Consider the following 21,713-nt stretch of genomic DNA (forward strand, 5'->3'; position numbering starts at 1 on the left):
GTAGAGATCATGAACATGTTGACGGAAGCTGCAGTTGAGAAGGCGCTGGACCAGAAAATGAGCAACGTCCCGTATAAGATGATCGGACAGGATGTCTCCGTTTATTACGGCGAGAAGCGCGCGCTTTTCGATGTCAATCTGAACGTCCGCGAAAACACCGTGACCGCCCTGATCGGCCCGTCGGGCTGCGGCAAGTCCACCTTCCTGCGGTCGCTGAACCGCATGAACGACACGATCGATGGCTGCCGCGTCACCGGCAAGATCACGCTCGACAGCGACGATATCTACGATCCTGACATCGACGTCGTCGAACTCCGCGCCCGTGTCGGCATGGTGTTCCAGAAGCCGAATCCGTTCCCGAAAACAATCTATGAAAACGTCTCCTACGGACCGCGCATCCACGGCCTCGCCAAATCCAAGGCCGACCTGGACCAGATCGTCGAGACGAGCCTGCAGCGCGCCGGCCTCTGGAATGAGGTCAAGGATCGCGTGCATGAATCCGGCACCGGCCTTTCCGGCGGTCAGCAGCAGCGTCTGTGCATCGCACGCGCCGTTGCCGTCAGCCCGGAAGTCATCCTGATGGACGAGCCCTGCTCGGCGCTCGACCCGATCGCGACTGCCAAGGTCGAAGAGCTGATCCATGAGCTGCGTGAAAACTACACCATCGTCATCGTGACGCATTCCATGCAGCAGGCCGCGCGCGTATCACAGCGTACGGCCATGTTCCACCTCGGCAACCTGGTCGAGGAAAACGACACCGACAAGATGTTCACCAATCCCGACGATCCGCGCACCCAGGACTATATCATGGGCCGGTTCGGCTGATTTTGGCGATGTGAAGCCTTCCCGATTTTCGAGGACAAAGCCCCATGGCATCGACACATATTTTTTCCGCTTACGATGACGATCTGAAATTCCTGTCCCGGCGCATTTCCGAGATGGGTGGTCTTGCCGAACAGATGGTCGGCGAGGCCGTCCGTGCGCTGGTCAACGGCGACACTGCGCTCGCCCAGAAGGTCATTTCCGACGACGTGATCCTTGATCACGCGGAACGCGAAATCAACGACAAGGCGATCGTCACGATCGCCCGTCGCCAGCCGATGGCCTCCGACCTTCGCGAGATCATGGGTTCGATCCGCATCGCCGCCGACCTCGAGCGTGTCGGCGACCTCGGCAAGAACACCGCAAAGCGCGTCATCGCCGTCCAGAGCACCGGCGTTCCGCGCAAGCTCGCCCGCGGTCTCGAGCATCTCTCCGAACTGGCGCTCGTCCAGCTCAAGGAAGTGCTCGACGTCTATACGACGCGTTCTGCGGACAAGGCCAAGTCCATCCGCGAGCGCGACGACGAGATCGACGCGATGTACACCTCGCTGTTCCGCGAACTCCTCACCTACATGATGGAAGATCCGCGCAACATCACGAGCTGCACGCATCTTCTCTTCTGCGCCAAGAACATCGAGCGCATCGGCGACCATGCGACCAACATCGCTGAGACGATCTATTACATGGCAACCGGCGCCCAGCCGGAGGGTGAGCGTCCGAAGGACGACAGCTCCAATACCGTCGGTGCGGTGACGGAGTAATCCGGACCTGCCAATTGCGTGCGCGCCCTGCGCTGGGGCGCGCAAAGGTCGCAGCCAATTCCAAGTTTCTGCATGGTCCGTTGCTTAAATCACCCCCGGTTTAAGGATCATGCATTAGGAGACTGACACGCATGATCCCAAGAGTTGCAGTTGTTGAAGATGAAGAGGCGCTGAGTGTGCTTCTCCGCTACAACCTCGAGGCTGAAGGTTTCGAGGTGGATACGATCCTCCGTGGCGACGAGGCCGAAATCCGGCTTCAGGAGCGCACGCCGGACCTGCTCATCCTTGACTGGATGCTGCCGGGCGTTTCCGGCATCGAACTCTGCCGCCGGCTGCGCATGCGGCCGGAGACCGAGCGCCTGCCGATCATCATGCTGACGGCACGCGGCGAAGAGAGCGAACGCGTTCGCGGTCTCTCGACCGGCGCGGACGACTATGTCGTCAAGCCCTTCTCCACGCCGGAACTCGTTGCCCGCGTCAAGGCGATGCTGCGACGCGCCCGTCCGGAGGTTCTCTCCACCGTTCTGAAGTGTGGTGATATCGAGCTCGATCGCGAAACCCATCGCGTTCATCGCAAGAGCCGCGAAGTGCGCCTCGGCCCGACCGAATTCCGCCTGCTCGAATTCCTGATGTCGTCGCCGGGCAGGGTCTTCTCCCGCTCGCAGCTTCTGGATGGCGTCTGGGGCCACGATATCTACGTGGACGAACGTACCGTCGACGTCCATGTCGGGCGCCTGCGTAAGGCGCTGAACTTCTCCAACATGCAGGATGTCATCCGCACCGTCCGCGGCGCGGGATATTCCATGGAAGCCTGATCCGAGTGATCGGAGGTCCAGACGGGTCGCTCGCTTGCCGGGCGGCCCGTTTGCTTATCTGGTGTCCTTCTGAAGAAACAGCGATGGGTAGGCCCGCCCTGTCCGTCGAGCTTGAAGCGACCTGTCTCGGCGAAGCACAGCTTCTTCTGGAAGCCGACACTAGGCGCCGAAAGCGAACTTCAAGAGGGTTTGCTTTCTACAGACGAATGCGTGCAAGAACTCGATCAAGAGCCTTTTGCAGAGCCACAGCGCCACCGAAATCGCGAAAGTCTTCGAGCACCTGTTCATTCAATCCGCCCTTGGTCGAATGCTCGCCGATGAGTTCATCAAAACTCGCGACAGGTTTCGAACGGGCAGCATGGGCGAGGCCGGAAAACAATTGACGGAGGTAGGCGTCGCCAGCCGTTCTCGAAAGCCCTTGGCTCTGCAGCCAGGTCGACGTCGCGTCCAGGATGCCGAAATAGGTGGCCATCAGGCAGCTCGCCACCGCGAGAAGTTCGAACTCAGGTCTGTTTTCAACCTGGATCGCCGTTCCGAGCGCCGAAAAGAGGGCGTGGGAAACCTCGTCGGGCGGGTAGATCGCAGTCGCGCCCTGAAGATCTGCGATGAACGGAAGTGGAATTGCCAGGCTCAGGCGAACTGGCTGATCGATCCACGCCAGCAGTTGATCCATTGGCGTGGCCGCGACGAAGCTGATGACATGGTGGCCCGGCCGAAATCGGAGCGAGCGGATGACCTCCTCGGCAATTTGCGGCCTCACCGCCACAAATACGAGATCGGATCGGTCGAGAACATCCTGGTTCCCCAAAGCGATCGACACATTCCGGTTTGCCGCCGCAAGGCGGGCGGCGACGCTTGCGCTGCGCGGTGACAGCACGATCGGTGTGTCGCGAAACGCTGTCTTGCCCAATCCGGTGACGACGGCCTCGGTAATCGTGCCCGTCCCGACGAACCCCATTGTCATCCGCTTTGGATCGATCTCCATTGGCACCCCTGACCGACTGTTTGCGCCGTGCTACTCCACGAGAATACCGCATCTGCATCAGAAAATCGCGTTACAGCGCCATGACCACCGTTCCATGCCAGCCTGGGGCTGAAACACATCGGTGGTGTTGGCCACGTAACTTCGCATTGTCAGGCATGGTGAACGACCGGCAGAGATCGGCCTCCGGCAGATAGTCGTGGTCAGGAGCGGTTTTCCAGTCCTCCTGTGCCGGCTAAAAAAATCACCCCTCCGCGCATAGGCGAGGAGGGGTGATGGTACGTTGCGTCTGTTGGAAGATCGCGGGTCAGGCGACCCGGACAGCCTTGCGGCGTTCGCTGACCGGCTGGTAGGCGAGGCGCTGGTGATAGTTGCAATAGGGCGAGGAATCCGGGGAGTCGCAGCCGCAGAAGTAGAAGTCGTCCTTCAGCGGATCGCCGACCGGCCACTTGCAGGTGCGCTCCGTCAGTTCCGTCAGGCCAAGGCGGCGTGAAATCGGCACGACCACATTCTTGGCCGGCACGTATTCCATTTCCTCGACCGTTTCGATCTCGATCTCTTCCTTCAGCATCGTTGCGCCCTGCTGGCGGGTAACGGTGCGGGTGGTGATGCGAGACGCATAGTTCGGGGCGCGCGGAGCCGACGTATTGCGCTTCGTTGCGCGCGCAGCGGTTGCCGTGCCGCCGGCCTTGGCGCGGCCGGGAAGACTGAGCCGGTGAACCTTGCCGATAACAGCGTTTCTACTCACTCCGCCAAGCTGCGCAGCGATCTGGCTGGCGCTCAGCCCCTCTGACCAAAGCTTCTTGAGCTTCTCGACACGCTCGTCTGTCCAGTTCATTGCCCTGTCTCCACCTTTCGCGTTGGTGATGGCAGAATCCCTCACCGTTGCCTCGGAAGTCTCCGAAGCAAGAAACGCCTGATCAATTTTGGTGACTAGTTCCGCCGCATGCAGTCTAGTAATTGAACTTTAACCTAGTGTGAGCCTGACTCTGTGACAAGAGTCGCGTGAATCCGATGAATCCGAATTCGGGGTTTTCCCCAACTTGCTTCCCCGGAGAGTCATTTCTGCAACATTAGCTGTTGATAGACCTGCAAGTCTGATTTGAGGCTTGACGCATGTGCTAAATCCTCAGTTTTGTTGACATTGCAGTGCGAAAAGTAAATAGTGCTTCCTGCCGCCGCAAGGCGGCATTTTTGATTTTTCGGGCCTGGTTTTCTTAGCCGGAGTCCGTTGCCTTAGAGCCTGACCAGGAGATTGCGCCATGGCTGAAGCCTCGCCGCTTTATGATACCTATTCTCGTGCCCCGCTGCGGTTCGAGCGAGGCGAGGGCGTGTGGCTGATCACCGAAACGGGCGAGCGATATCTGGATTTCGGCGCGGGCGTTGCCGTTACCTCCGTGGGGCATGGCAATCCGCACGTTGTGGCCGCTCTCAAGGATCAGGCCGACAAGGTCTGGCATCTCTCCAATATTTATGAAGTGCCGGGGCAGGAGAAGCTCGCCAAGCGTCTGACGGATGCCACTTTCGCCGACAAGGTGTTCTTCACCAATTCAGGCGCCGAGGCTCTCGAATGCGCCATCAAGACTGCGCGCCGCTATCAGTTCTCCAAGGGGCATCCGGAGCGCTTCCACATCATCACCTTCGATGGCGCCTTCCACGGCCGTACGCTGGCGACCATCGCCGCCGGCGGCCAGGAGAAATATCTCGAAGGTTTCGGCCCGAAGACCCCTGGTTTCGATCAGGTGCCCTTTGGCGATGTCGAGGCTGTCCGTGCCGCTATTACCGACAAGACCGCCGGCATCCTCATCGAGCCGGTGCAGGGCGAGGGCGGTGTCCGCCCAGCAACGTCCGAATTCATGAAAGCGCTCCGCCAGCTCTGCGATGAGCATGGCCTGCTGCTGATCCTCGACGAGGTGCAGACCGGCGTCGGCCGTACCGGCAAGCTCTTCGCTCATGAATGGTCGGGTATAACGCCCGACATCATGGCGGTTGCCAAGGGCATCGGCGGCGGCTTTCCGCTCGGCGCCTGCCTTGCGACGGCAGAGGCCGCTTCCGGCATGAAGGCGGGCACGCATGGTTCCACCTATGGCGGCAACCCGCTGGCCATGGCTGTCGGTAACGCGGTGCTCGATGTCATCCTGGCCGAGGGCTTCCTGCAGCATGTGCGTGATGTCACTCTCGTCTTCCGCCAGGGCCTTGCATCGCTCAAGGATCGCTATCCCGACGTGATCGAAGATATCAGGGGCGAAGGGCTGTTGCTCGGCGTCAAGGCTGCCATTCCCTCGGCAGAGCTGCTGAAGGAAATCCGCGCAGCCCATCTTCTGGCGATCCCGGCAGGCGATAATGTCATCCGCCTGCTGCCGCCGCTGGTCGTAACCGCCGAGGAGGCGCGCGAGGGTCTTTCCCGTCTCGAACGCGCTGCCGAAAACATCCGTGCCGCCAAGGTCAAGAAGACCGCTTGATAGGACAATGCCCCGCCCGCTGGCGGGCGTAGCAGGTAACGAACAATGGCTTCCCCCAAACACTTCCTCGATCTTTCCGCCGTCACCGGATCCGACCTCAGAACCATCATGGACGATGCCAAGCTGCGAAAGCAGGCTTTTAAGGCCGGCACGGCCGACAAGCCGCTCGCCGGCAAGATGCTCGCCATGATCTTCGAGAAGCCGTCCACGCGAACCCGCGTCTCCTTCGATGTCGGCATGCGCCAGCTCGGCGGCGAGACCTTGTTCTTGTCGGGCACTGAAATGCAGCTCGGCCGCGCCGAAACGATCGGCGACACCGCCAAGGTTCTGTCGCGCTATGTCGACGCGATCATGATCCGCACGACCGACCACAACCGTATGCTGGAGCTCGCTGAGCATGCGACCGTGCCGGTCATCAATGCGCTGACGGATGATACCCATCCCTGCCAGATCATGGCTGATATCATGACCTTCGAAGAGCATCGCGGCCCGATCAAGGGCAAGACGATCGCCTGGACGGGTGACGGCAACAACGTGCTGCATTCGCTGGTGGAAGGAGCTGCCCGTTTCGGCTACCGCATGAACATGGCAGTACCCCTTGGTTCCGAGCCGAAGGATCACTATCTGAACTGGGCCCGCAATGAGGGCGCCGAAATCATGCTTTACCATGATGCTGACCGTGCGGTCGCCGGCGTCGATTGCGTGGTGACCGATACCTGGGTCTCCATGAATCAGGAACATCGGGCTCGCGGTCACAATGTCTTCCAGCCTTATCAGGTCAACGCGCATTTGATGGCGCAGGCCGGCAAAGACGCATTGTTCATGCACTGCCTCCCCGCTCACCGCGGTGAGGAGGTGACGGACGAAGTGATCGATGGCCCGCAATCCGTGGTCTTCGATGAAGCGGAAAACCGTCTTCATGCGCAGAAGTCGATTCTTGCTTGGTGCCTGGGCGCGATCTGAACCATAATCGGATGTCGCGAGTTCCAAACTCGCGGCTGCGCAAGCAGCCGGTGCGCTGGCCGGCTGCTCTGACAAAACAGGAGTGAAAGCCATGGCAGAAGCTGCCGCCGCCCTCGGCGAGTTCGATTTCGCCGGCGATGATCATGTCGTCCCCTTCCAGGTGGAAGGGCTGGATGTGCGCGGTCGCGCCGTCCAGCTCGGCCCAATGCTGGATTCAATCCTCGAACGCCATCATTATCCCACGCCCGTCGCCCGCCTTCTGGCGGAGGTGGTGGTGCTCACGGTGCTGCTCGGCACCTCGCTGAAGTTCGAGGGCAAATTCACTGTCCAGACCAAGAGCGACGGTCCCGTCGATCTCTTGGTTGCCGATTTCTCCACGCCGGAAAATGTCCGGGCCTACGCCCGCTTCGATCAGGCCTTGCTCGATAAGGCGATCGCTGCAGGCGAGACGGAGCCGGAACAGCTTCTCGGCAAGGGCGTGCTCGCCTTCACCATTGATCAGGGCAAGTTCAGCCAGCCCTATCAGGGCATCGTGGCACTTGACGGTACCTCGCTGGAAGACATTGCAGGTGTCTATTTCCGCCAGTCGGAGCAGATCCCGACGCGCGTGCGCCTTGCCGCAGCCGAGCTCTTCGACCGCGACGAGAACGGTAAGCCGCGTCACCGCTGGCGGGCAGGGGGCCTCGTCGCCCAATTCCTGCCGGAAGCGCCGGAGCGTATGCGCCGGCCCGATCTTCACGGCGGTGATGGCGACACGGCTGCGCGCGCCCATGTTGAGGATGATGCCTGGACGGAAGCCCGCTCGCTCGTTGAAACCGTGGATGCCGATGAACTGACCGATCCGCTTGTTGGCACCGAACGCCTGCTCTTTCGCCTCTTTCACGAACGCGGCGTGCGCGTCTACGATCCGCGCGCCGTCTTCGATCGTTGCAGCTGTTCACGGGAAAAGATCGGCGGCGTGCTGAAGGGCTTCAGCGCCGAGGAAATCGAGGCGAGCCAGGAAAATGGCGAGATCTCGGTCACCTGCGAATTCTGCTCCACGACCTACCGCTTCCCGGTGCAGGAAGTTGCGGCGGCGGAGTGAGTGCGCGGAGAATGGGGCAGGCTCTAGTTCAATACCCTGAGCAGGCCGGGTGAATCCAAAGAGAAGGCGGGGATGTCGACATCGAACGTCTCGCCTTCGTCCGTCTCCATCTGGTAGTGGCCGAACATCAGGCCGGACGGCGTATCCAGCGGGCAGCCCGACGAATATTCATAGGTGTCACCTGGCTGCAGCCGCGGCTGCTCGCCGACGACGCCGGGGCCGCTGACCTCGTCGATCTGCCCGTTCTGGTCGGTAATGTTCCAGTAGCGGTTGACGAGACGTACGGCGATGCCGGAATTGTTGCTGATGACCACACGGTAACCCCAGACATAGCGATCGTCATCCGGATCGGATTGCTCCTCCAGATAAAACGGCTCGACAACGACTTCGATATCTCGTGTGAGGGCGCGATACATGCCTTACACCTTAGTCAGGATATGTTACCCGTATCTTATAAGAGGCCTCTGCCGTCAAGAAACGGTACAGTGATCGCGGCCTCACCACCCCCGGTTGGACCGCCTTTCGTTCATTAAGCCTAACTCTCAGTGTTAATTTCAAGGCAATGCGACGGCCGCAGCGTCTGCCGACGGCCGTGCCTTGATGGTCAGGCCGAAACCTTCGCCAGAGCGCGGGCGAAATCTTCTATCAGATCGTCCGTATCCTCGATGCCGGCCGACAGGCGCACCGTGCCCGGCGAGATGCCGAGTTCGGCGCGAGCTTCGTCCGTCAGGTTCTTGTGCGTGGTCGTGGCCGGATGCGTGATCAGGCTCTTGGAGTCGCCGAGATTGTTGGAAATCTTGACGATCTCAAGCGCGTTCTGCAGCGCGAAGGCAGCTTCCTTGCCACCTTTGAGCTCGAAGCAGACGAGCGTCGACCCACCGGACATCTGCTTGGCGATGATATCGGCCTGCGGATGGTCTTTGCGGCCGGGATAGATGACCTTGGCGACCTTGCCCTGATCGGCCAGGAAATCGGCGATCTTCGCCGCATTCTGGGTCTGCTGCTTGACGCGCAGCGGCAGCGTCTCGATGCCCTTCAGAAGCGTCCAGGCATTGAAGGGTGACATGGCCGGGCCCGTATGGCGGAAGTAGTCGTGCAGGTTCTCATCGATCCATTCCTTGTCGGAGAGAACCACACCGCCGAGGCAGCGGCCCTGGCCGTCGATGTGCTTGGTCGCGGAATAAACAACGATATGAGCGCCAAGCTCCAGCGGCTTCTGGAAGAGGGGCGTCGCAAAGACGTTGTCGACGACGACCTTTGCGCCGATCTGGTTGGCGAGCTTGGCGACACCGGCGATGTCAATCACTTCCAGCGTCGGGTTGGTCGGGCTTTCCAGGAAGAATACCTTGGTCTTCGGGGTAACAGCCTTTTCCCAGTTTCCGAGGTCGCGACCGTCGATCAGCGTGCAGTCGATGCCGTATTTCGGCGCCAGCGTCTCGACGACCCAGCGGCAGGAGCCGAAGAGGGCACGGGCGGCAACGATATGATCGCCGGCCTTCAGCTGGCAGAGAATGGCGGCGGTGACTGCAGCCATGCCGGAAGCGGTGGCGCGGGCGTCTTCGGCGCCTTCCAGCATGCACATGCGCTTTTCGAACATGTCATTGGTGGGGCTGCCGTAGCGCGCATAGATGAAACCTTCGGTCTCGCCCTTGAAGCGCGCTTCCGCCGCTTCCGACGTATCGTAGACGAAACCCTGCGTGAGATAGATTGCCTCGGATGTCTCGCCATATTGCGAGCGGAGCGTTCCGCCGTGGACGAGTTGGGTTGCCGGGCGCCAGGTCTTGCTCATGCCATCACCACTTTCAAACAACAAAAAAACCGGCCGCAAATGCAGACCGGTTTTCAACCCGGTCTTTTTAGCCACTTATTTAACGTGGCTGCAAGCCGACCGGCCAAATCACCACGGGATAAATTTGCAATACTGCCGTTCTAAGCTTGCGTCAATTCCCCGACTTTGGTTTTGTCGGCTGCAAATTATGGATGGAGCATGATGGCTCGCGAAACTGGAATTTTGGCCGACCGCGCAATTGCCGCGCTGTTTGAGACGGGGCGTCTTCAAAGCGAGCGCGAGCTGGACCGCGACCAGATCCAGCCTGCCAGCCTGGATCTGCGGCTGGGCGCCAAGGCTTTTCGGGTGCGCGCCAGCTTCATGCCCGGCCCATCGCATCTCGTCTCAGACAAGCTCGACCGGCTGAGCCTGCATGTCATTGACCTCAGCGAAGGCGCGGTGCTGGAAACCGGCTGCGTCTACATCGTACCGCTGATGGAGCGCCTCGATCTGCCGGCCGACATGTCGGCCTCGGCCAATCCGAAGAGCTCGACCGGCCGCCTCGATATCTTCACTCGCGTCATCACCGATTACGCGCAGGAATTCGACAAGATCCCGGCCGGCTATTCCGGCCCGCTCTATCTCGAAATCAGCCCGCGCACGTTCCCCATCGTCGTGCGCCGCGGCTCGCGCCTGTCACAGATCCGCTTCCGCGTCGGCCACTCGGTTCTGGGCGAGCCGGAGCTTTTGAAGTTGCACGCAACGGAAACGCTCGTCGCCGCCAAGCAGCCGAACGTATCCGGCGGCGGCATTGCGCTGTCGATCGATCTGACGGGCGACGAGGAAGGCTTGATCGGCTATCGCGGCAAACACCACACGGCCGTCGTCGACGTCGACAAGAAGGCTCAGCACGATATCTACGATTTCTGGGAACCACTCTACAGCCGCGACCGCACCGAGCTGATCCTCGATCCGGATGAGTTCTACATCCTCGTCTCGCGTGAGGCCGTGCACGTTCCGCCGCATTATGCGGCGGAAATGACCCCCTTCGATCCGCTCGTCGGTGAGTTCCGCGTCCACTATGCTGGCTTCTTCGATCCAGGCTTCGGCCATGCGCCGGCCGGCGGGCGCGGCAGCCGCGCGGTGCTGGAAGTGCGCAGCCACGAAGTGCCCTTCATCCTGGAAGACGGCCAGATCGTCGGCCGCCTGATCTACGAGCACATGCAGGAACAGCCGTTGAGCCTCTACGGTTCAGGCCTCGGCTCCAACTATCAGGCCCAGGGCCTCAAACTGTCTAAGCATTTTCGGATTTGATGCCCGATGGCGCCGTCACTTGACAGCGGCGGCTATCTGTTGGAAGTCTCAAGCCATCAGGCGGGTGTAGCTCAATGGTAGAGCAGCAGCTTCCCAAGCTGAATACGAGGGTTCGATTCCCTTCACCCGCTCCAGCTATTCCTCTCAATCTCTTCCGAAAATGTTGATCGGCCGGTACTGGCGGTGAGCGATCGCCAACGTGCGGTCTGGGCGGATGATATAGGTCTCCTCGACCTGCCGGCCGTACTGGTCGATGAAATTGTGCGGGAAGGTCGAGCCGATCGGCGACTTTGTCAGTTTGGTGCGCGGCTGGCCGTTGTAGGTGATGCTGCCGGGAATAGGCTCGATGCCGGGACCGGTATATTCGACAGTCGTGCAGCCAGCGAGCGCCAGCGCGCCGATCAGGCCAAGTGCGATCAGTTTCATATTGGAAGCCTTTCTTTCCGCAGCACGGTGCTATTGTACCGCAAATCGCCGAAAGCTCACGATACAAACGGTGCGCGCGTCTTCAACCCTTCGAGAAGTGCCCGGGTAAAGGTTGTGATCGTTCGCGCCAACCGTCCGATTGATCTGATTGCCGCTCGTGGCGCTATCTGGTAGAGCGATGCTGTCGAAAAAGGCAGGATCGGATGAGGTAAGCCCGGTCCCTTCCATCATCGGAAGCTCTGCTCCGTGTTTCACACGAGAACCCGCGACGTGGCCCGCATGCGAATGCGGGTTCCCGGCGGCATGCGGAGCGTTAAAAGACGCACTCCTCCGGGATTTTATTCTCAAAGGAGACATTCATGCGTTTGAACCATCTTGATTTCTACGTGCCCGATATTGCCGCTACGGCGGATTTCTTCCTGCGTTATTTCAGTCTGGAATTGCGGGAGATGAACGAACGGATCGGCCGGGCGATCCTTCATGACGACCAGGGAACGGAGATCGTCTTGAGCCGCCCGCTGCCGAAATTCGGCGGTGCCGATCAGGTGGAGCTGCAGCGGCAGACCTATCATATCGGCTTCATCCTCACCGAAAGATTGGATGTCGATCGGCTTCATGGCCGTCTGGTGACAGATGATGCCGCTGTCTCAGGACCACCGGCCGCCATTCGCGGCGGCTGGCTCTTCTATTGCACCGCGCCCGGCAACCTTCTTGTCGAAGTCGGCTGGCGTCCACCAGCCTGAAGGACCTGAAACGAAAATGGGCGGCCGAAGCCGCCCATTTTCATTCAATCATGTCATCAGCTCAGAACTCCGTCCAGTCAGCTTCCTGGCTGCTGGCGGGGGCAGCGTTGTTCACGCCGAAAGCGCTGGCTATCTTCTGGCCGAGGGCGCGGGCGGGCGAAGCCTTCGGGCGTGCGGTGCTTTCGGCAACGCGGACCGGAGCTCTGGCAGCCGGCCGTGCGCCAGCGCGCGGCGCGGCCGGTGCGGTCGAGATCGGCGCGCTTGCAACGAAGCCGCCGGTGCCTGTCAGGCGGAACTGGCCGAGCAGGTTGTTGAGCGCCGTCGCTTCCGTGGCAAGGCTATGGCTTGCCGCGGTGGATTCCTCGACCATGGCGGCATTCTGTTGGGTGCCCTGATCCATGGTGTTGACGGCTGTATTGATCTCCTGCAGGCCGGTCGACTGCTCGCGGGCGGCTTCGGCGATCGCATGGACGTGCTGGTTGATCTCCTGCACCTCGTGGACGATCGCATCGAGCGCCTTGCCGGTTTCGCCGACCAGCGAGACGCCGGTCTGCACATGCGTGCCGGATGTGTTGATCAGCGCCTTGATTTCCTTGGCGGCGTTTGCAGAGCGCTGGGCGAGTTCACGCACTTCCTGTGCGACGACCGCAAAACCCTTGCCGGCTTCGCCGGCACGCGCTGCCTCGACACCGGCGTTCAGCGCCAGCAGGTTCGTCTGGAAGGCGATATCGTCGATGACGCCGATGATATTGCCGATCTCGACGGAGGACTGCTCGATCTGATGCATGGCAGCGACCGCCTTGCGGACGACGTCGCCGGATTTCTCGGCGCCAAGGCGGGTGCGGGCGACGAGTTGGCTTGCCTCTTCGGCACGCTTTGCCGCGTCCTTCACCGTTATGGTGATCTCTTCGAGGGCTGCTGCCGTTTCTTCGACGGAAGCGGCCTGCTGTTCGGTGCGCTTCGAAAGCTCGTCGGCAGACGACCGGATCTCGTTGGCGCCGGCGCTGATGGCACGGGCGTTGGAGCCGACTGCGTGCAGGGTCTCGTTGAGCTTCTCGACCGAATTGTTGAAATCCTGGCGCAGCGCGTCGAGATGCGCGACGAAAGGCGTTTCGATATGTGAGAGGAGGTCGCCCGCCGAGAGCCGGCGCAGGCCGTCTCCGAGCGCATTGACCGCACGCTCGAGATCGGCGGCTTCCGCGGCCTTCTGCGCTTCGCGTTCACGGCGCTCGTTGTCGCTGAGGCTGCGGTCGGCTTCCGCGCGCGCCTCGATCTGGGCACGCTCGATCGCGTTGTCGCGGAAGATCGAGACGGCCTTTGCCATCTGGCCGACCTCGTCGCCGCGGTCGAGACCGCTGATCTCGCTCGCGGTATCGCCTTCGGCAAGCCGCGTCATGCGCAGGCGCAGCTGCATCATGGGGCCGGCGATGCCGATCTGCGCCACGGCCACGCTGATGCCGACAGCGGCGAGAACCGCAATGCCGATCAGGATGAAACAGAAGACGATCCGCTGGTTAACGGCAGCCGAAAGAGCGTCGCCGCCGTCGTTGAGCATCGCCATCATCGCATCATTGTTGGCGATCATCTTCGGCGTCAGTGCGTTGAGCTTGGCATTGATCAGGGCGACATTCGCCAGGGCGCCGGCGCTGTCCTTGGCCTTGCTCTGCTCGATGATCTTGTTCGCCAGCGTTTCGATTTCATCGATACCGGCCTGGATTTCATCGATCGCCGCCTTGCGGCTGGGCACAAGTGTCAGCGCCTGCTTCATGCGGTCGCGTGCCTGCGGCAGCTTGCTCGGTGTGGCGAGCGCTGTTTGGAATGCCGGCGTATCGGGCTTCATATCGGCAAGCAGACTCACTTGCAGCACCGAGGCGACGATCGATGCGCTGGCGCGCGCACTCTGCATGGAGGCCAGCGCCTCATGATCGATGAAGGCGCTGTAAGTCGCGTCCGCTTGGCGGAACTCGGACATGACATAGACCAATCCGGCCATGGTGATCAGCCCCAGGAGCGCCACGACCGATATGACTTTTGTGCGGATTTTCAGATGTTTCAGCATGGAAATGTCACCCGATTGGCCGGGTGTGTTGCGGACCCGGTGCTTTTGAAATCATTTGTTGCAGAACAATTCTTCGGTATTGCGGTGTGGGAGATACCTTGGGAGGTTCGACATGCGCATCATGCGGTCGGCCGGTGAGGTCGGTGTCGTCGCAACAAATAAGATCGGATATTGCTTAATTCCGCGCTAACGGGCTCGCAGGATTGCCCGTAAATTTTTGGGGCATAGTTGTCATTTGTGCTTGGGTGTTCGAAAAATGCAATTTATGCGGAATTTTTTTGCGACTGGCGCGGGGCCGAGTCTTCCGAAAGGCTTGCTTTGAAGGCCTGCGCGTATCGCAATTCTGTCCGATCGCAGTCTGTCGCCCGCCAGGCTATATTCCCCGTTGGGCGTGATTCTGTTACATCTCGGCCTGTGGCAAGCGCCGCTCTTACTCCCGAGGCAGGTTATCATGGTGCAATCTAGACCGGCGTTTCTGGCCCTCAGAGGGATTTTCGTCCTTTGCCTATTTTCGGTTGCACTGTTTTCGGCTTTTTCCGCTTTTGCGCAGCAATCGGGCCTGTCCGTGCCGCTGCTTTTCGATTCCCGCGAGCGTCTGGCGAAGCCGGATCTGTCCTCGCTCGTGCGCCTGCGTTTCCTGACCTCGGTGGACTTCCCGCCCTTCAATTTCACCGACCAGAACGGCAAGCTCTCCGGCTTCAACGTCGATCTGGCTCGCGAGATCTGCACCGAGCTCGAGATCGCTGATAAGTGCCAGATCCAGGCGCTGCCCTTTGCCGACCTGCAGAAGGCGCTTGCCGGCTTACAGGGTGACGCCGTCATTGCCGGCCTTGCCGTCACGCCCGAGCTGCGCCGCGAGTTCCTCTTCTCCCGCCCTTATCTGATGCTGCCGGCCCGCTTCGTCCGCAACATGGGCGCCTCCGTGACCGGAACGACGGCTGCCGGCCTCGCTGGCCATTCCGTCGGCGTCGTCAAGGGCACCGTGCATGAGGCGATGCTTGCTGCCTTCTTCCCTACCATCAAGGCTCAGCCCTTCGACAATAAGGAAGCGCTGCTGACGGCCTTGAAGGAACGCAAGATCGATGCTGCCTTTGCCGATGCGCTGCAACTTTCCTTCTGGGTCGCTTCGTCAGCTTCAGACAAATGCTGCGCCCTGTTCGACGGTCCCTATATGTCCGAGCATTTCCTGGGCGAGGGAATGACGATCATGCTGCGCCAGAATGACAGCGTGCTGACGGCAGCAATCGACCATGCGCTGGCAACGCTCTCGCGCAATGGCCGCCTGCAGGAAATCTATCTGCGTTATTTCCCTTACGGGCTGTACTAGAGCAATTCCAGCAAAAGTGTGCAGCGGTCTTGCGTCCGGAATTGCGTGAAGAGAAGCAATCCCGCAAAAGTGTGCAGTGGTTTGCGTCCGGAATTGCGTGAAGAAAAGCAGAAATCAGCCCTTGCGGAAGCGGGCGATCGCGCTGCGCTCGATGGCGGCGCAGGTCAGCTTGTCGAGGCCGAGACGGTCGCGCAGCAGGCTGAGCAGCCGCAGTTCTTCGGCCTTGACGGAAAGGTCGGCCGAGGCGACTTCGACCGCCAGTGCATAGGCCGTGTCATAGAGACGGGCAGGCAGCGTATCGCGAACGGTCTCCAGCACGACGTCAAGCCCTTCGGGCCCTGCCAGCAGCGAGGCGCAGTCGCGGGCGATGGAAATCAGATTGTCGTCGTCGAAATCGCGGAAAACCGGTAGGAAGCCGATGAGCTGACCGATCCTCTCCATTTCCCGGTCGTTCATGGTGCTGTCGACGGCGGATGCCATCACCATCACATAGATCAGCGCGTCATGGGCGGAAAGCGGCTTGTTCATGTCTGATTCCCTCTTCGATGAGCGGAGATTAGGAATTGGCGGTCTTTATTACAAGGGAGCGGCCGTTTCGGGCCGGGGCGTAGCCGCCGGCCTGCGGCGCGGATCCTCACCATGAATGCCTTGCTTTGCCTGCTTTGCTTTTTCGCCGGCAGCGGCAAGCGGTGAGCCCGGCTGCGCCTCCGTCCAGCCGTTTTCAACCAGCCATGTGCCGATATCCTGCTGCCCCAGCCGGCAGGCCGCACTCGCCATGTCCTCCCACGCATCGGAAGGCAGGTCGCAATCGATCGTGCGGTTGCGCAGGTAAAGCCGCAGAGCCGTCTTCGCCATCATGCCGCACGGCCACTGCTTGCCATCCGAGCCGCAGCTCTTGTCGGCGGGCGTCTCGATGATATTGGCAATCTGCAGCCTGCGTTTGCCGAAGGAGAGAATGCCGGCGCTCTCCACCGTCGGCCGCAGCAGTTCCACGCTGTCCTTTCCAGCAGGCGCAGTTGATAGCGTCTCAGTCGGCGCAAGAGCGCTTTGCGCCGTTGCATCCGCTGGCGCATTTTCGGAAGAGGCCTCTGCTGTGTTTCCGGATGGAGCCGCCGCCGGCTCGGTTGGCGCAGGCTCCGTTGCCCGAGCGATCAATTCAGCATCTTCGTCTGTGATAGATACAAGCGGTTTTGCCGCATCGGCGGTCGCATCAGGCAGCGCCGCGGCTACGCTTCCGGCTTCGGCGTTGGATGACAGGCCCTCGCCGCCATTGAGCCGCGCTTGCCCGGCCAAGAGCAGGCCAACCACAGTCGCTATCCCCGCGATACCTGTGATGAAGGCGGCAGGGCGCATGATTATTTTCCTATTGGCTGGCCCAGATGATGCGGGCAATCCATTCGACGTCGGAAAGCTCGATCGTCCGGTTAGGATGTTCGGGATTAAGCGACAAAAGTTCGATGGAGCGCGGGCTCTGGCGTAGAAGCACCTTGGCCATGACCTCGCCCTCGCGTGTCTTGACGACGACACGGTCGTTGCGGCGCACCTGCGCACCGGGCTCCACGATCAGCACATCGCCGTCGCGATAGAGCGGCATCATGCTTTCGCCCTGTACCTCGAGCGCATAGACGCCAGCCTTCTGCGAGGGGCCAGCCGGAAATTCCACCACATCCCAGCCTTGGCCCGCAGGAAAACCGCCATCGTCGAAAAAGCCGCCAGCGCCCGCCTGTGCAAAGCCGAGCAGGGGAATGGAGCTTCCCTGTGAGGCAAAAATACTGTCCGGCAGGCTGGCGGCGGCGGCACCCGCCGGCCGCATGAAGCCAAGGAACTGCTCCATGCTCGCTCCCGTCGCCTCCAGCACCTTGGCGATGGATTCCGTCGAAGGCCAGCGCAGGCGCCCGTCTGCCGAGAGCCGCTTGGATTTGTTGAAGGAGGTCGGATCGAGCCCCGCCCGCCGCGCAAGACCGGACGGCGTCAGGTCATGCCCTTCGGCAAGCCTGTCGATCGCTCCCCAGATCTGGTCATGTGACAGCATATGCGTCCGGTTCCGCGGTCCATCCGGCCGCTTTCTATCGCCGGCAGATTAACCGAGGCACTTCCCCGAGTAAAGTGAAAATGAGGAATAAAATCCTGTCTCGCGGATACGCAAGCTCAGGCGACCATGGCCATATTGATCTTGCCGAGCTGGATGACTGCCTGCGTGCGGCTGTCGACGTTGAGCTTCAAGAGGATTGCCGAGACATGCGCCTTGATCGTCGCTTCGGAAACGCCGAGCTCGTAGGCGATCTGCTTGTTTAGGAGTCCTTCGCCGAGCATGGTCAGCACTCGGCTCTGCTGCGGTGTCAGCGTGTGCAGGCGATGGATGAGGTCGGCGACATCGGGGTCCTGTTCCTGTCCATCGCGATAGCTCTCCGGTGTGGCAATGTCGCCCGCGAGCACTGTCAGGATGCCGCGGCGGATATCCTCGATGCCTGAGGATTTCGAAATGAAACCGGAAGCGCCGAGCTCCAGCGCCCGGCGGATCGTCGTGGTGTCATCGGTTGCCGAGATGATGACGATCGGCAGGCTGACGAATTCGGAGCGCAGCGCCATCAGGCCGGAAAAGCCGCTGACTCCAGGCATGGCAAGATCGAGCAGCATCAGGTCCGCATCCGGGTGCTCGCCCGCAGCCGTTCTCGCCGCGGAGAAATCTCCGGCTTCGACGATCGCCTGCCGTCCTTCCATACCGGTCACCGCCTGCCGCAGCGCGTCGCGGAAAAGCGGGTGGTCGTCAGCGATGATGATGGTCTGTTCCTGCATCGAAAACTCCCTCCCAAGAGCTCGATCCCGTCAGTCCTGTCCGGCTCCCCCGCACGAACATGACTCTCCACTTATATGAATATAACCAGATCAACTCCGCTGCGGAAGGGGATTGGCCTTGTCTTCCGCCTGGAATTCCCGAACTATACCCATGAAACTGCGCATCATCCGCTCCATGATGCCGATCGAGCGGTCGACTTCCGCATCCGTCGGCAAGGCGGGCCGGGCGGCTGTATTCTTCTCCAGCGCGCTCACCCGATCGGCAAGCCGGTCGAGTTCGTCCTCATAGGCCGCGCGTTCATCGGCCGCCATGCGGCAGACCAGCGCCCCGTCTTTTTCGGTGCAGAGCGACATTGCCCCCGTCTGCCGGTCGAGGCGCACGAAATGGTCGCCGCTGCGCTCGAGCTGGAAGCGGGCTGCGTCTGGCTCCGCCGCCAATGCCGCAAGCGGCAGAAGACCGGCGGCAAGCATGATTGCAAATGCCTTCATCGTCTCATCCTCCGCAAAGCCTGGTGCCTGTCCGTTTTTGCGCCCGCGGGCGTGGACATCGCCGTCTCTTTGGGGCAAAGCCCTCATCAGGAAGGCCAGCCCCCTCTTAACAAGGCCAGCCAACGGGATCATCATGACCACGACACCGACCCTTTACAAGATCGTGCCGGAGGCGCTCTGGCAGGAAGCCAGACAAACCGGCGTTTTTCATGGCGCCGGCATCGATCAGAAGGATGGCTTCATCCATTTCTCGACGGCAGATCAGGTCAAGCAGACCGCAGCCCTGCATTTTGCCGGCCAGACCGGCCTTGTCCTCGTCGCCATCGATGGCCGCAATTTCGGCGACAAGCTGGTCTTTGAACCCTCGCGGGGCGGCGCGCTCTTCCCGCATCTTTATGCCGATCTGCCGCTTTCGGCCGTACTCTGGGAAGCGCCTTTGTTGGTCGACGATACCGGCACCCATATCTTTCCGGAGCTTGCACCGTGATCGATCCTTTCAAGCGCATCGCCCGCCGGGGCCTCTTCCTCTTCGATCCGGAAACCGCGCATGGGATGTCGATTGCGGCGCTGAAATCGGGCGTCGTGCCCGCGTGCCGCATCGCGCCGGATCCGCGTCTGCGCCAGACCGTTGCTGGTCTCGACTTTGCCAATCCGCTCGGTATGGCGGCAGGCTATGACAAGAACGCGGAAGTGCCGGAGGCACTGCTGAAGCTCGGTTTCGGCTTTACTGAGATCGGCACCGTTACACCGAAGCCGCAATCGGGCAATCCGCGCCCGCGCATCTTCCGCCTGGTGGAGGATGAAGGCGTCATCAACCGCCTTGGCTTCAACAATGAAGGCCATGAAGCGGCCTTCCGCCGTCTGTCGCAGATCGGCCGCGCCGGCATTATTGGCGTCAATATAGGTGCCAACAAGGACAGCGAGGACCGGATCGCCGACTATGTCGCCGGCATCCGCCGCTTCTATTCGGTCGCCCGCTATTTCACCGCCAATATTTCCTCGCCCAATACGCCGGGCCTGCGTGATCTGCAGGCGCGCGAAAGCCTCGCCGCACTTTTGTCGGCCGTGCTGACGGCACGCGACGAGGAAGCTGAAAAGGCCGGCCGAAAAATCCCGGTCTTCCTGAAGATCGCCCCTGATCTTACCGAAGAGGGCATGGATGACATTGCCGCGGAGGCGCTGTCGCATGCGCTGGATGGTCTCATCGTCTCGAACACGACGCTCTCCCGCGATGGCTTGAAGGATCAGCTCCAGGCGAAGGAGACCGGCGGCCTCTCCGGCGCACCGCTCTTCGAGAAATCCACCGCTGTGCTCGCCAAGATGCGCAAGCGCGCCGGTCCGGCCCTGCCGATCATCGGTGTCGGCGGCGTCTCCTCGGCCGAAACGGCGCTGGAAAAGGTCAGAGCCGGGGCCGATCTCGTGCAGCTCTATTCCTGCATGGTCTATGAAGGCCCGGGCCTTCCCGGCACGATTGTTCGCGGCCTGTCGAAGCTGCTCGACCGTGAAAAGGTTGCCTCGATCCGCGATCTCAGGGACAGCCGCGTCAATTACTGGGCGGCTCGGAACGTCTGAGCCGCGCGTGGCTTCACCAGCACTGCCAAGAAGAAACCGCGAAACAGCAGGAAGGCATTCATCGCCAGCCATAGGCCATGATTGCCGAAGAGCGGCACGAAGACGGCGAGCATGGCGAGATATCCTGCAAAGGACATCAGCATCCGGTTGCGCATGTCGACGGACCAGGTCGCGCCGATGAAGACCCCGTCCATCAGGAAGGCGAGCGCACCCGTCAGCCCCGTGACCGCTGCCCAAGGCAGGTAGGTCTCGGCCGCCGCCTGCACCTCGGGCGAATTGGTCAACACTGAAATCAGAGTGGGGCCGGCAAAATAGAAGAAGCCGGAAATGATCGCCGCCAGCCCGAAGGACCAGAGGATCGTGAGTCTCAAACCGCGGTCGAAGGCGGGCCGGTATTGCGCGCCGATCGCCCGGCCGGTGATCTGCTCGGCGGCATTGGCAAGGCCGTCGAGATAATAGCCCGACAGCAGGAAGAAGTTCATCAGCACGGCATTGGCCGCCAGTGTTATGGCGCCGAAGCTGGTGCCGATGCGGGTCATGATCGCGAATGAGCCGATCAGCACGAAGGTGCGGATCAGGATGTCGCGGTTCAGCGCGAAGAGTTCGGCGAGCTTGCTCCGCGAAAAGACCTCCATCCGACTTGGCCGATACGCTTTGTCGAAACTGCGCAGCACGATGAAAAGACCGGCAAGCGCGCCCGCCGTTTCGCCCGCCATCGTGCCCCAGGCGACGCCTGAAACGCCCCAGTCGAGCGAAAGCCCGAGATAGATGGAAAGCAGGATATTGATGCCGTTGATCAGCGCCTGCAGCAGCAGCCCTGTCCGACCCTGACCGCGGCCGAGGACGAAGCCGAGAAGGGCGTAATTGGCAAGCGCTGCCGGTGCGGCGAGAATGCGGATCGAGAAATAGCTGCTGGTCGCCTCGGCAATCCGACCCTCCGCCCCCATTAGCTTCAGCCCGATCAGGATCAACAGCGGTGATAGCACGAGAAGTGCCAGGCCGGAGCCGAGCGCCGAGACGATCGCCCGCCAGAAGACGGCCTGCTGCTCATGCGCGTCACGCCGCCCGAGCGCCTGAGCGGTCAGCCCGGTCGTGGACGCCCGCAGGAAATTGAAGCTGCCCATGATGAGGTCGAACAGCATGGCGCCGATCGCCAGCCCCGCCAGCGCTTCAGGATCGCCCATATGGCCGACGACGGCGGTATTGGTAATACCGAGCAGCGGCGTGGTCATGAAGCCGAGCGTCATCGGAATGGCGATCGACAGCACCAGGCGGTGCGTCACGTCGAATGCCAATGTATTTCTGCTGCTGCCGGTATCCATATCCGCCT

At 61.2% G+C, this 21,713-nt stretch carries 23 protein-coding genes, 1 tRNA gene and 1 riboswitch; of the genes, 12 read left to right on the plus strand and 12 right to left on the minus strand.

From position 1 onward, the window contains the following. Window positions 1–9: 9 nt before the first annotated feature. The 3 genes from pstB to phoB all read left to right on the plus strand — a co-directional run bounded on the left by pstB (window position 10) and on the right by phoB (window position 2,398). Window positions 10–825 (plus strand): phosphate ABC transporter ATP-binding protein PstB, encoded by an 816-nt coding sequence (pstB, locus tag AB8B33_RS00760; protein ID WP_037101137.1) that lies wholly within the window; start codon window positions 10–12, stop codon window positions 823–825. A gap of 44 nt (window positions 826–869) precedes the next feature. Then, entirely contained in the window at window positions 870–1,583 is a 714-nt protein-coding gene (gene phoU, locus AB8B33_RS00765) for a phosphate signaling complex protein PhoU (RefSeq protein ID WP_007821274.1), read from the plus strand. Between the two features lie 131 nt (window positions 1,584–1,714). After that, on the plus strand, window positions 1,715–2,398 hold the full coding sequence (gene phoB / locus AB8B33_RS00770) for a phosphate regulon transcriptional regulator PhoB (RefSeq protein WP_003570612.1): 684 nt from the start codon (window positions 1,715–1,717) through the stop codon (window positions 2,396–2,398). Window positions 2,399–2,594: 196 nt separating this feature from the next. Here the strand turns inward: phoB and AB8B33_RS00775 are convergent, their stop codons facing one another. Next, window positions 2,595–3,383 carry a pyrroline-5-carboxylate reductase gene (locus tag AB8B33_RS00775; protein WP_439014020.1) on the minus strand — a complete coding sequence of 263 codons (789 nt, stop codon included), beginning with the start codon at window positions 3,381–3,383 and terminating at the stop codon, window positions 2,595–2,597. A gap of 304 nt (window positions 3,384–3,687) precedes the next feature. Continuing rightward, window positions 3,688–4,218, minus strand: a complete 531-nt coding sequence (locus AB8B33_RS00780; protein WP_439014021.1) for a GcrA family cell cycle regulator — start codon at window positions 4,216–4,218, stop codon at window positions 3,688–3,690. Window positions 4,219–4,642: 424 nt separating this feature from the next. Between AB8B33_RS00780 and AB8B33_RS00785 the strand changes: the two genes are divergently transcribed. From AB8B33_RS00785 to AB8B33_RS00795, 3 genes are all read left to right on the plus strand, one after another. Then, window positions 4,643–5,842 carry an aspartate aminotransferase family protein gene (locus AB8B33_RS00785; RefSeq protein WP_439014022.1) on the plus strand — a complete coding sequence of 400 codons (1,200 nt, stop codon included), beginning with the start codon at window positions 4,643–4,645 and terminating at the stop codon, window positions 5,840–5,842. 45 nt (window positions 5,843–5,887) lie between these two features. Then, window positions 5,888–6,805 (plus strand): ornithine carbamoyltransferase, encoded by a 918-nt coding sequence (gene argF / locus AB8B33_RS00790; protein WP_007821265.1) that lies wholly within the window; start codon window positions 5,888–5,890, stop codon window positions 6,803–6,805. A 91-nt stretch (window positions 6,806–6,896) separates the two neighbouring features. Next, window positions 6,897–7,889 (plus strand): Hsp33 family molecular chaperone, encoded by a 993-nt coding sequence (locus AB8B33_RS00795; protein WP_113322925.1) that lies wholly within the window; start codon window positions 6,897–6,899, stop codon window positions 7,887–7,889. A 23-nt stretch (window positions 7,890–7,912) separates the two neighbouring features. Here AB8B33_RS00795 and apaG read toward each other — a convergent pair whose 3' ends face one another. Both apaG and AB8B33_RS00805 read right to left on the minus strand, forming a co-directional pair. Beyond that, window positions 7,913–8,305: a Co2+/Mg2+ efflux protein ApaG gene (gene apaG, locus AB8B33_RS00800; protein WP_113322926.1), complete on the minus strand. Its 393-nt coding sequence runs from the start codon at window positions 8,303–8,305 to the stop codon at window positions 7,913–7,915. A 188-nt stretch (window positions 8,306–8,493) separates the two neighbouring features. Further along, window positions 8,494–9,678 carry an O-succinylhomoserine sulfhydrylase gene (locus AB8B33_RS00805; RefSeq protein WP_113322927.1) on the minus strand — a complete coding sequence of 395 codons (1,185 nt, stop codon included), beginning with the start codon at window positions 9,676–9,678 and terminating at the stop codon, window positions 8,494–8,496. A gap of 46 nt (window positions 9,679–9,724) precedes the next feature. Beyond that, window positions 9,725–9,803, minus strand: a riboswitch (SAM riboswitch). 73 nt (window positions 9,804–9,876) lie between these two features. On the opposite strand from AB8B33_RS00805, the gene AB8B33_RS00810 reads away from it, so the two are divergent. Together AB8B33_RS00810 and AB8B33_RS00815 are read left to right on the plus strand one after the other, a co-directional pair. Further along, a complete protein-coding gene (locus AB8B33_RS00810; protein ID WP_439014023.1) occupies window positions 9,877–10,971 on the plus strand; it encodes a 2'-deoxycytidine 5'-triphosphate deaminase in 1,095 nt (364 codons plus the stop codon). Window positions 10,972–11,031: 60 nt separating this feature from the next. Beyond that, window positions 11,032–11,105: transfer RNA gene (locus tag AB8B33_RS00815), tRNA-Gly, on the plus strand. 10 nt (window positions 11,106–11,115) lie between these two features. Here AB8B33_RS00815 and AB8B33_RS00820 read toward each other — a convergent pair. Continuing rightward, window positions 11,116–11,397 carry a hypothetical protein gene (locus tag AB8B33_RS00820; protein WP_113322929.1) on the minus strand — a complete coding sequence of 94 codons (282 nt, stop codon included), beginning with the start codon at window positions 11,395–11,397 and terminating at the stop codon, window positions 11,116–11,118. Between the two features lie 359 nt (window positions 11,398–11,756). On the opposite strand from AB8B33_RS00820, the gene AB8B33_RS00825 reads away from it, so the two are divergent. Then, window positions 11,757–12,140: a VOC family protein gene (locus AB8B33_RS00825; protein ID WP_439014024.1), complete on the plus strand. Its 384-nt coding sequence runs from the start codon at window positions 11,757–11,759 to the stop codon at window positions 12,138–12,140. 61 nt (window positions 12,141–12,201) lie between these two features. Here the strand turns inward: AB8B33_RS00825 and AB8B33_RS00830 are convergent, their stop codons facing one another. After that, window positions 12,202–14,199: a methyl-accepting chemotaxis protein gene (locus AB8B33_RS00830; RefSeq protein WP_439014025.1), complete on the minus strand. Its 1,998-nt coding sequence runs from the start codon at window positions 14,197–14,199 to the stop codon at window positions 12,202–12,204. A gap of 451 nt (window positions 14,200–14,650) precedes the next feature. Between AB8B33_RS00830 and AB8B33_RS00835 the strand changes: the two genes are divergently transcribed. Next, the gene (locus tag AB8B33_RS00835) at window positions 14,651–15,526 is read left to right on the plus strand and encodes a transporter substrate-binding domain-containing protein (RefSeq protein WP_439014026.1); all 876 of its coding nucleotides are present in this window, start codon (window positions 14,651–14,653) and stop codon (window positions 15,524–15,526) included. A 114-nt stretch (window positions 15,527–15,640) separates the two neighbouring features. Here the strand turns inward: AB8B33_RS00835 and AB8B33_RS00840 are convergent, their stop codons facing one another. The 5 genes from AB8B33_RS00840 to AB8B33_RS00860 form a co-directional block, all read right to left on the minus strand. Then, on the minus strand, window positions 15,641–16,054 hold the full coding sequence (locus AB8B33_RS00840; protein ID WP_007821246.1) for a tellurite resistance TerB family protein: 414 nt from the start codon (window positions 16,052–16,054) through the stop codon (window positions 15,641–15,643). 48 nt (window positions 16,055–16,102) lie between these two features. Next, window positions 16,103–16,879, minus strand: coding sequence for a thermonuclease family protein (locus AB8B33_RS00845; protein ID WP_439014027.1), 777 nt, complete (start codon window positions 16,877–16,879; stop codon window positions 16,103–16,105). Window positions 16,880–16,889: 10 nt separating this feature from the next. Beyond that, the gene (locus AB8B33_RS00850) at window positions 16,890–17,558 is read right to left on the minus strand and encodes a S24 family peptidase (protein WP_037101171.1); all 669 of its coding nucleotides are present in this window, start codon (window positions 17,556–17,558) and stop codon (window positions 16,890–16,892) included. 116 nt (window positions 17,559–17,674) lie between these two features. Then, window positions 17,675–18,322 carry a response regulator transcription factor gene (locus AB8B33_RS00855; RefSeq protein ID WP_113184061.1) on the minus strand — a complete coding sequence of 216 codons (648 nt, stop codon included), beginning with the start codon at window positions 18,320–18,322 and terminating at the stop codon, window positions 17,675–17,677. Between the two features lie 90 nt (window positions 18,323–18,412). Then, window positions 18,413–18,811, minus strand: coding sequence for a hypothetical protein (locus AB8B33_RS00860; RefSeq protein ID WP_439014028.1), 399 nt, complete (start codon window positions 18,809–18,811; stop codon window positions 18,413–18,415). 133 nt (window positions 18,812–18,944) lie between these two features. Between AB8B33_RS00860 and AB8B33_RS00865 the strand changes: the two genes are divergently transcribed. Next, the gene (locus AB8B33_RS00865; RefSeq protein ID WP_439014029.1) at window positions 18,945–19,298 is read left to right on the plus strand and encodes a DUF952 domain-containing protein; all 354 of its coding nucleotides are present in this window, start codon (window positions 18,945–18,947) and stop codon (window positions 19,296–19,298) included. Continuing rightward, window positions 19,295–20,383 (plus strand): quinone-dependent dihydroorotate dehydrogenase, encoded by a 1,089-nt coding sequence (locus AB8B33_RS00870; RefSeq protein WP_439014030.1) that lies wholly within the window; start codon window positions 19,295–19,297, stop codon window positions 20,381–20,383. Before AB8B33_RS00865 ends, AB8B33_RS00870 begins: the two co-directional genes overlap by 4 nt. Here the strand turns inward: AB8B33_RS00870 and AB8B33_RS00875 are convergent. Then, on the minus strand, window positions 20,359–21,705 hold the full coding sequence (locus tag AB8B33_RS00875) for an MATE family efflux transporter (RefSeq protein ID WP_439014031.1): 1,347 nt from the start codon (window positions 21,703–21,705) through the stop codon (window positions 20,359–20,361). The two genes, AB8B33_RS00870 and AB8B33_RS00875, sit on opposite strands and share 25 nt — an antisense overlap. Window positions 21,706–21,713 lie beyond the last annotated feature (8 nt).

The organism is Rhizobium sp. 768_B6_N1_8, assembly GCF_051811225.1.
In the GTDB taxonomy this organism is placed as follows: domain Bacteria; phylum Pseudomonadota; class Alphaproteobacteria; order Rhizobiales; family Rhizobiaceae; genus Rhizobium.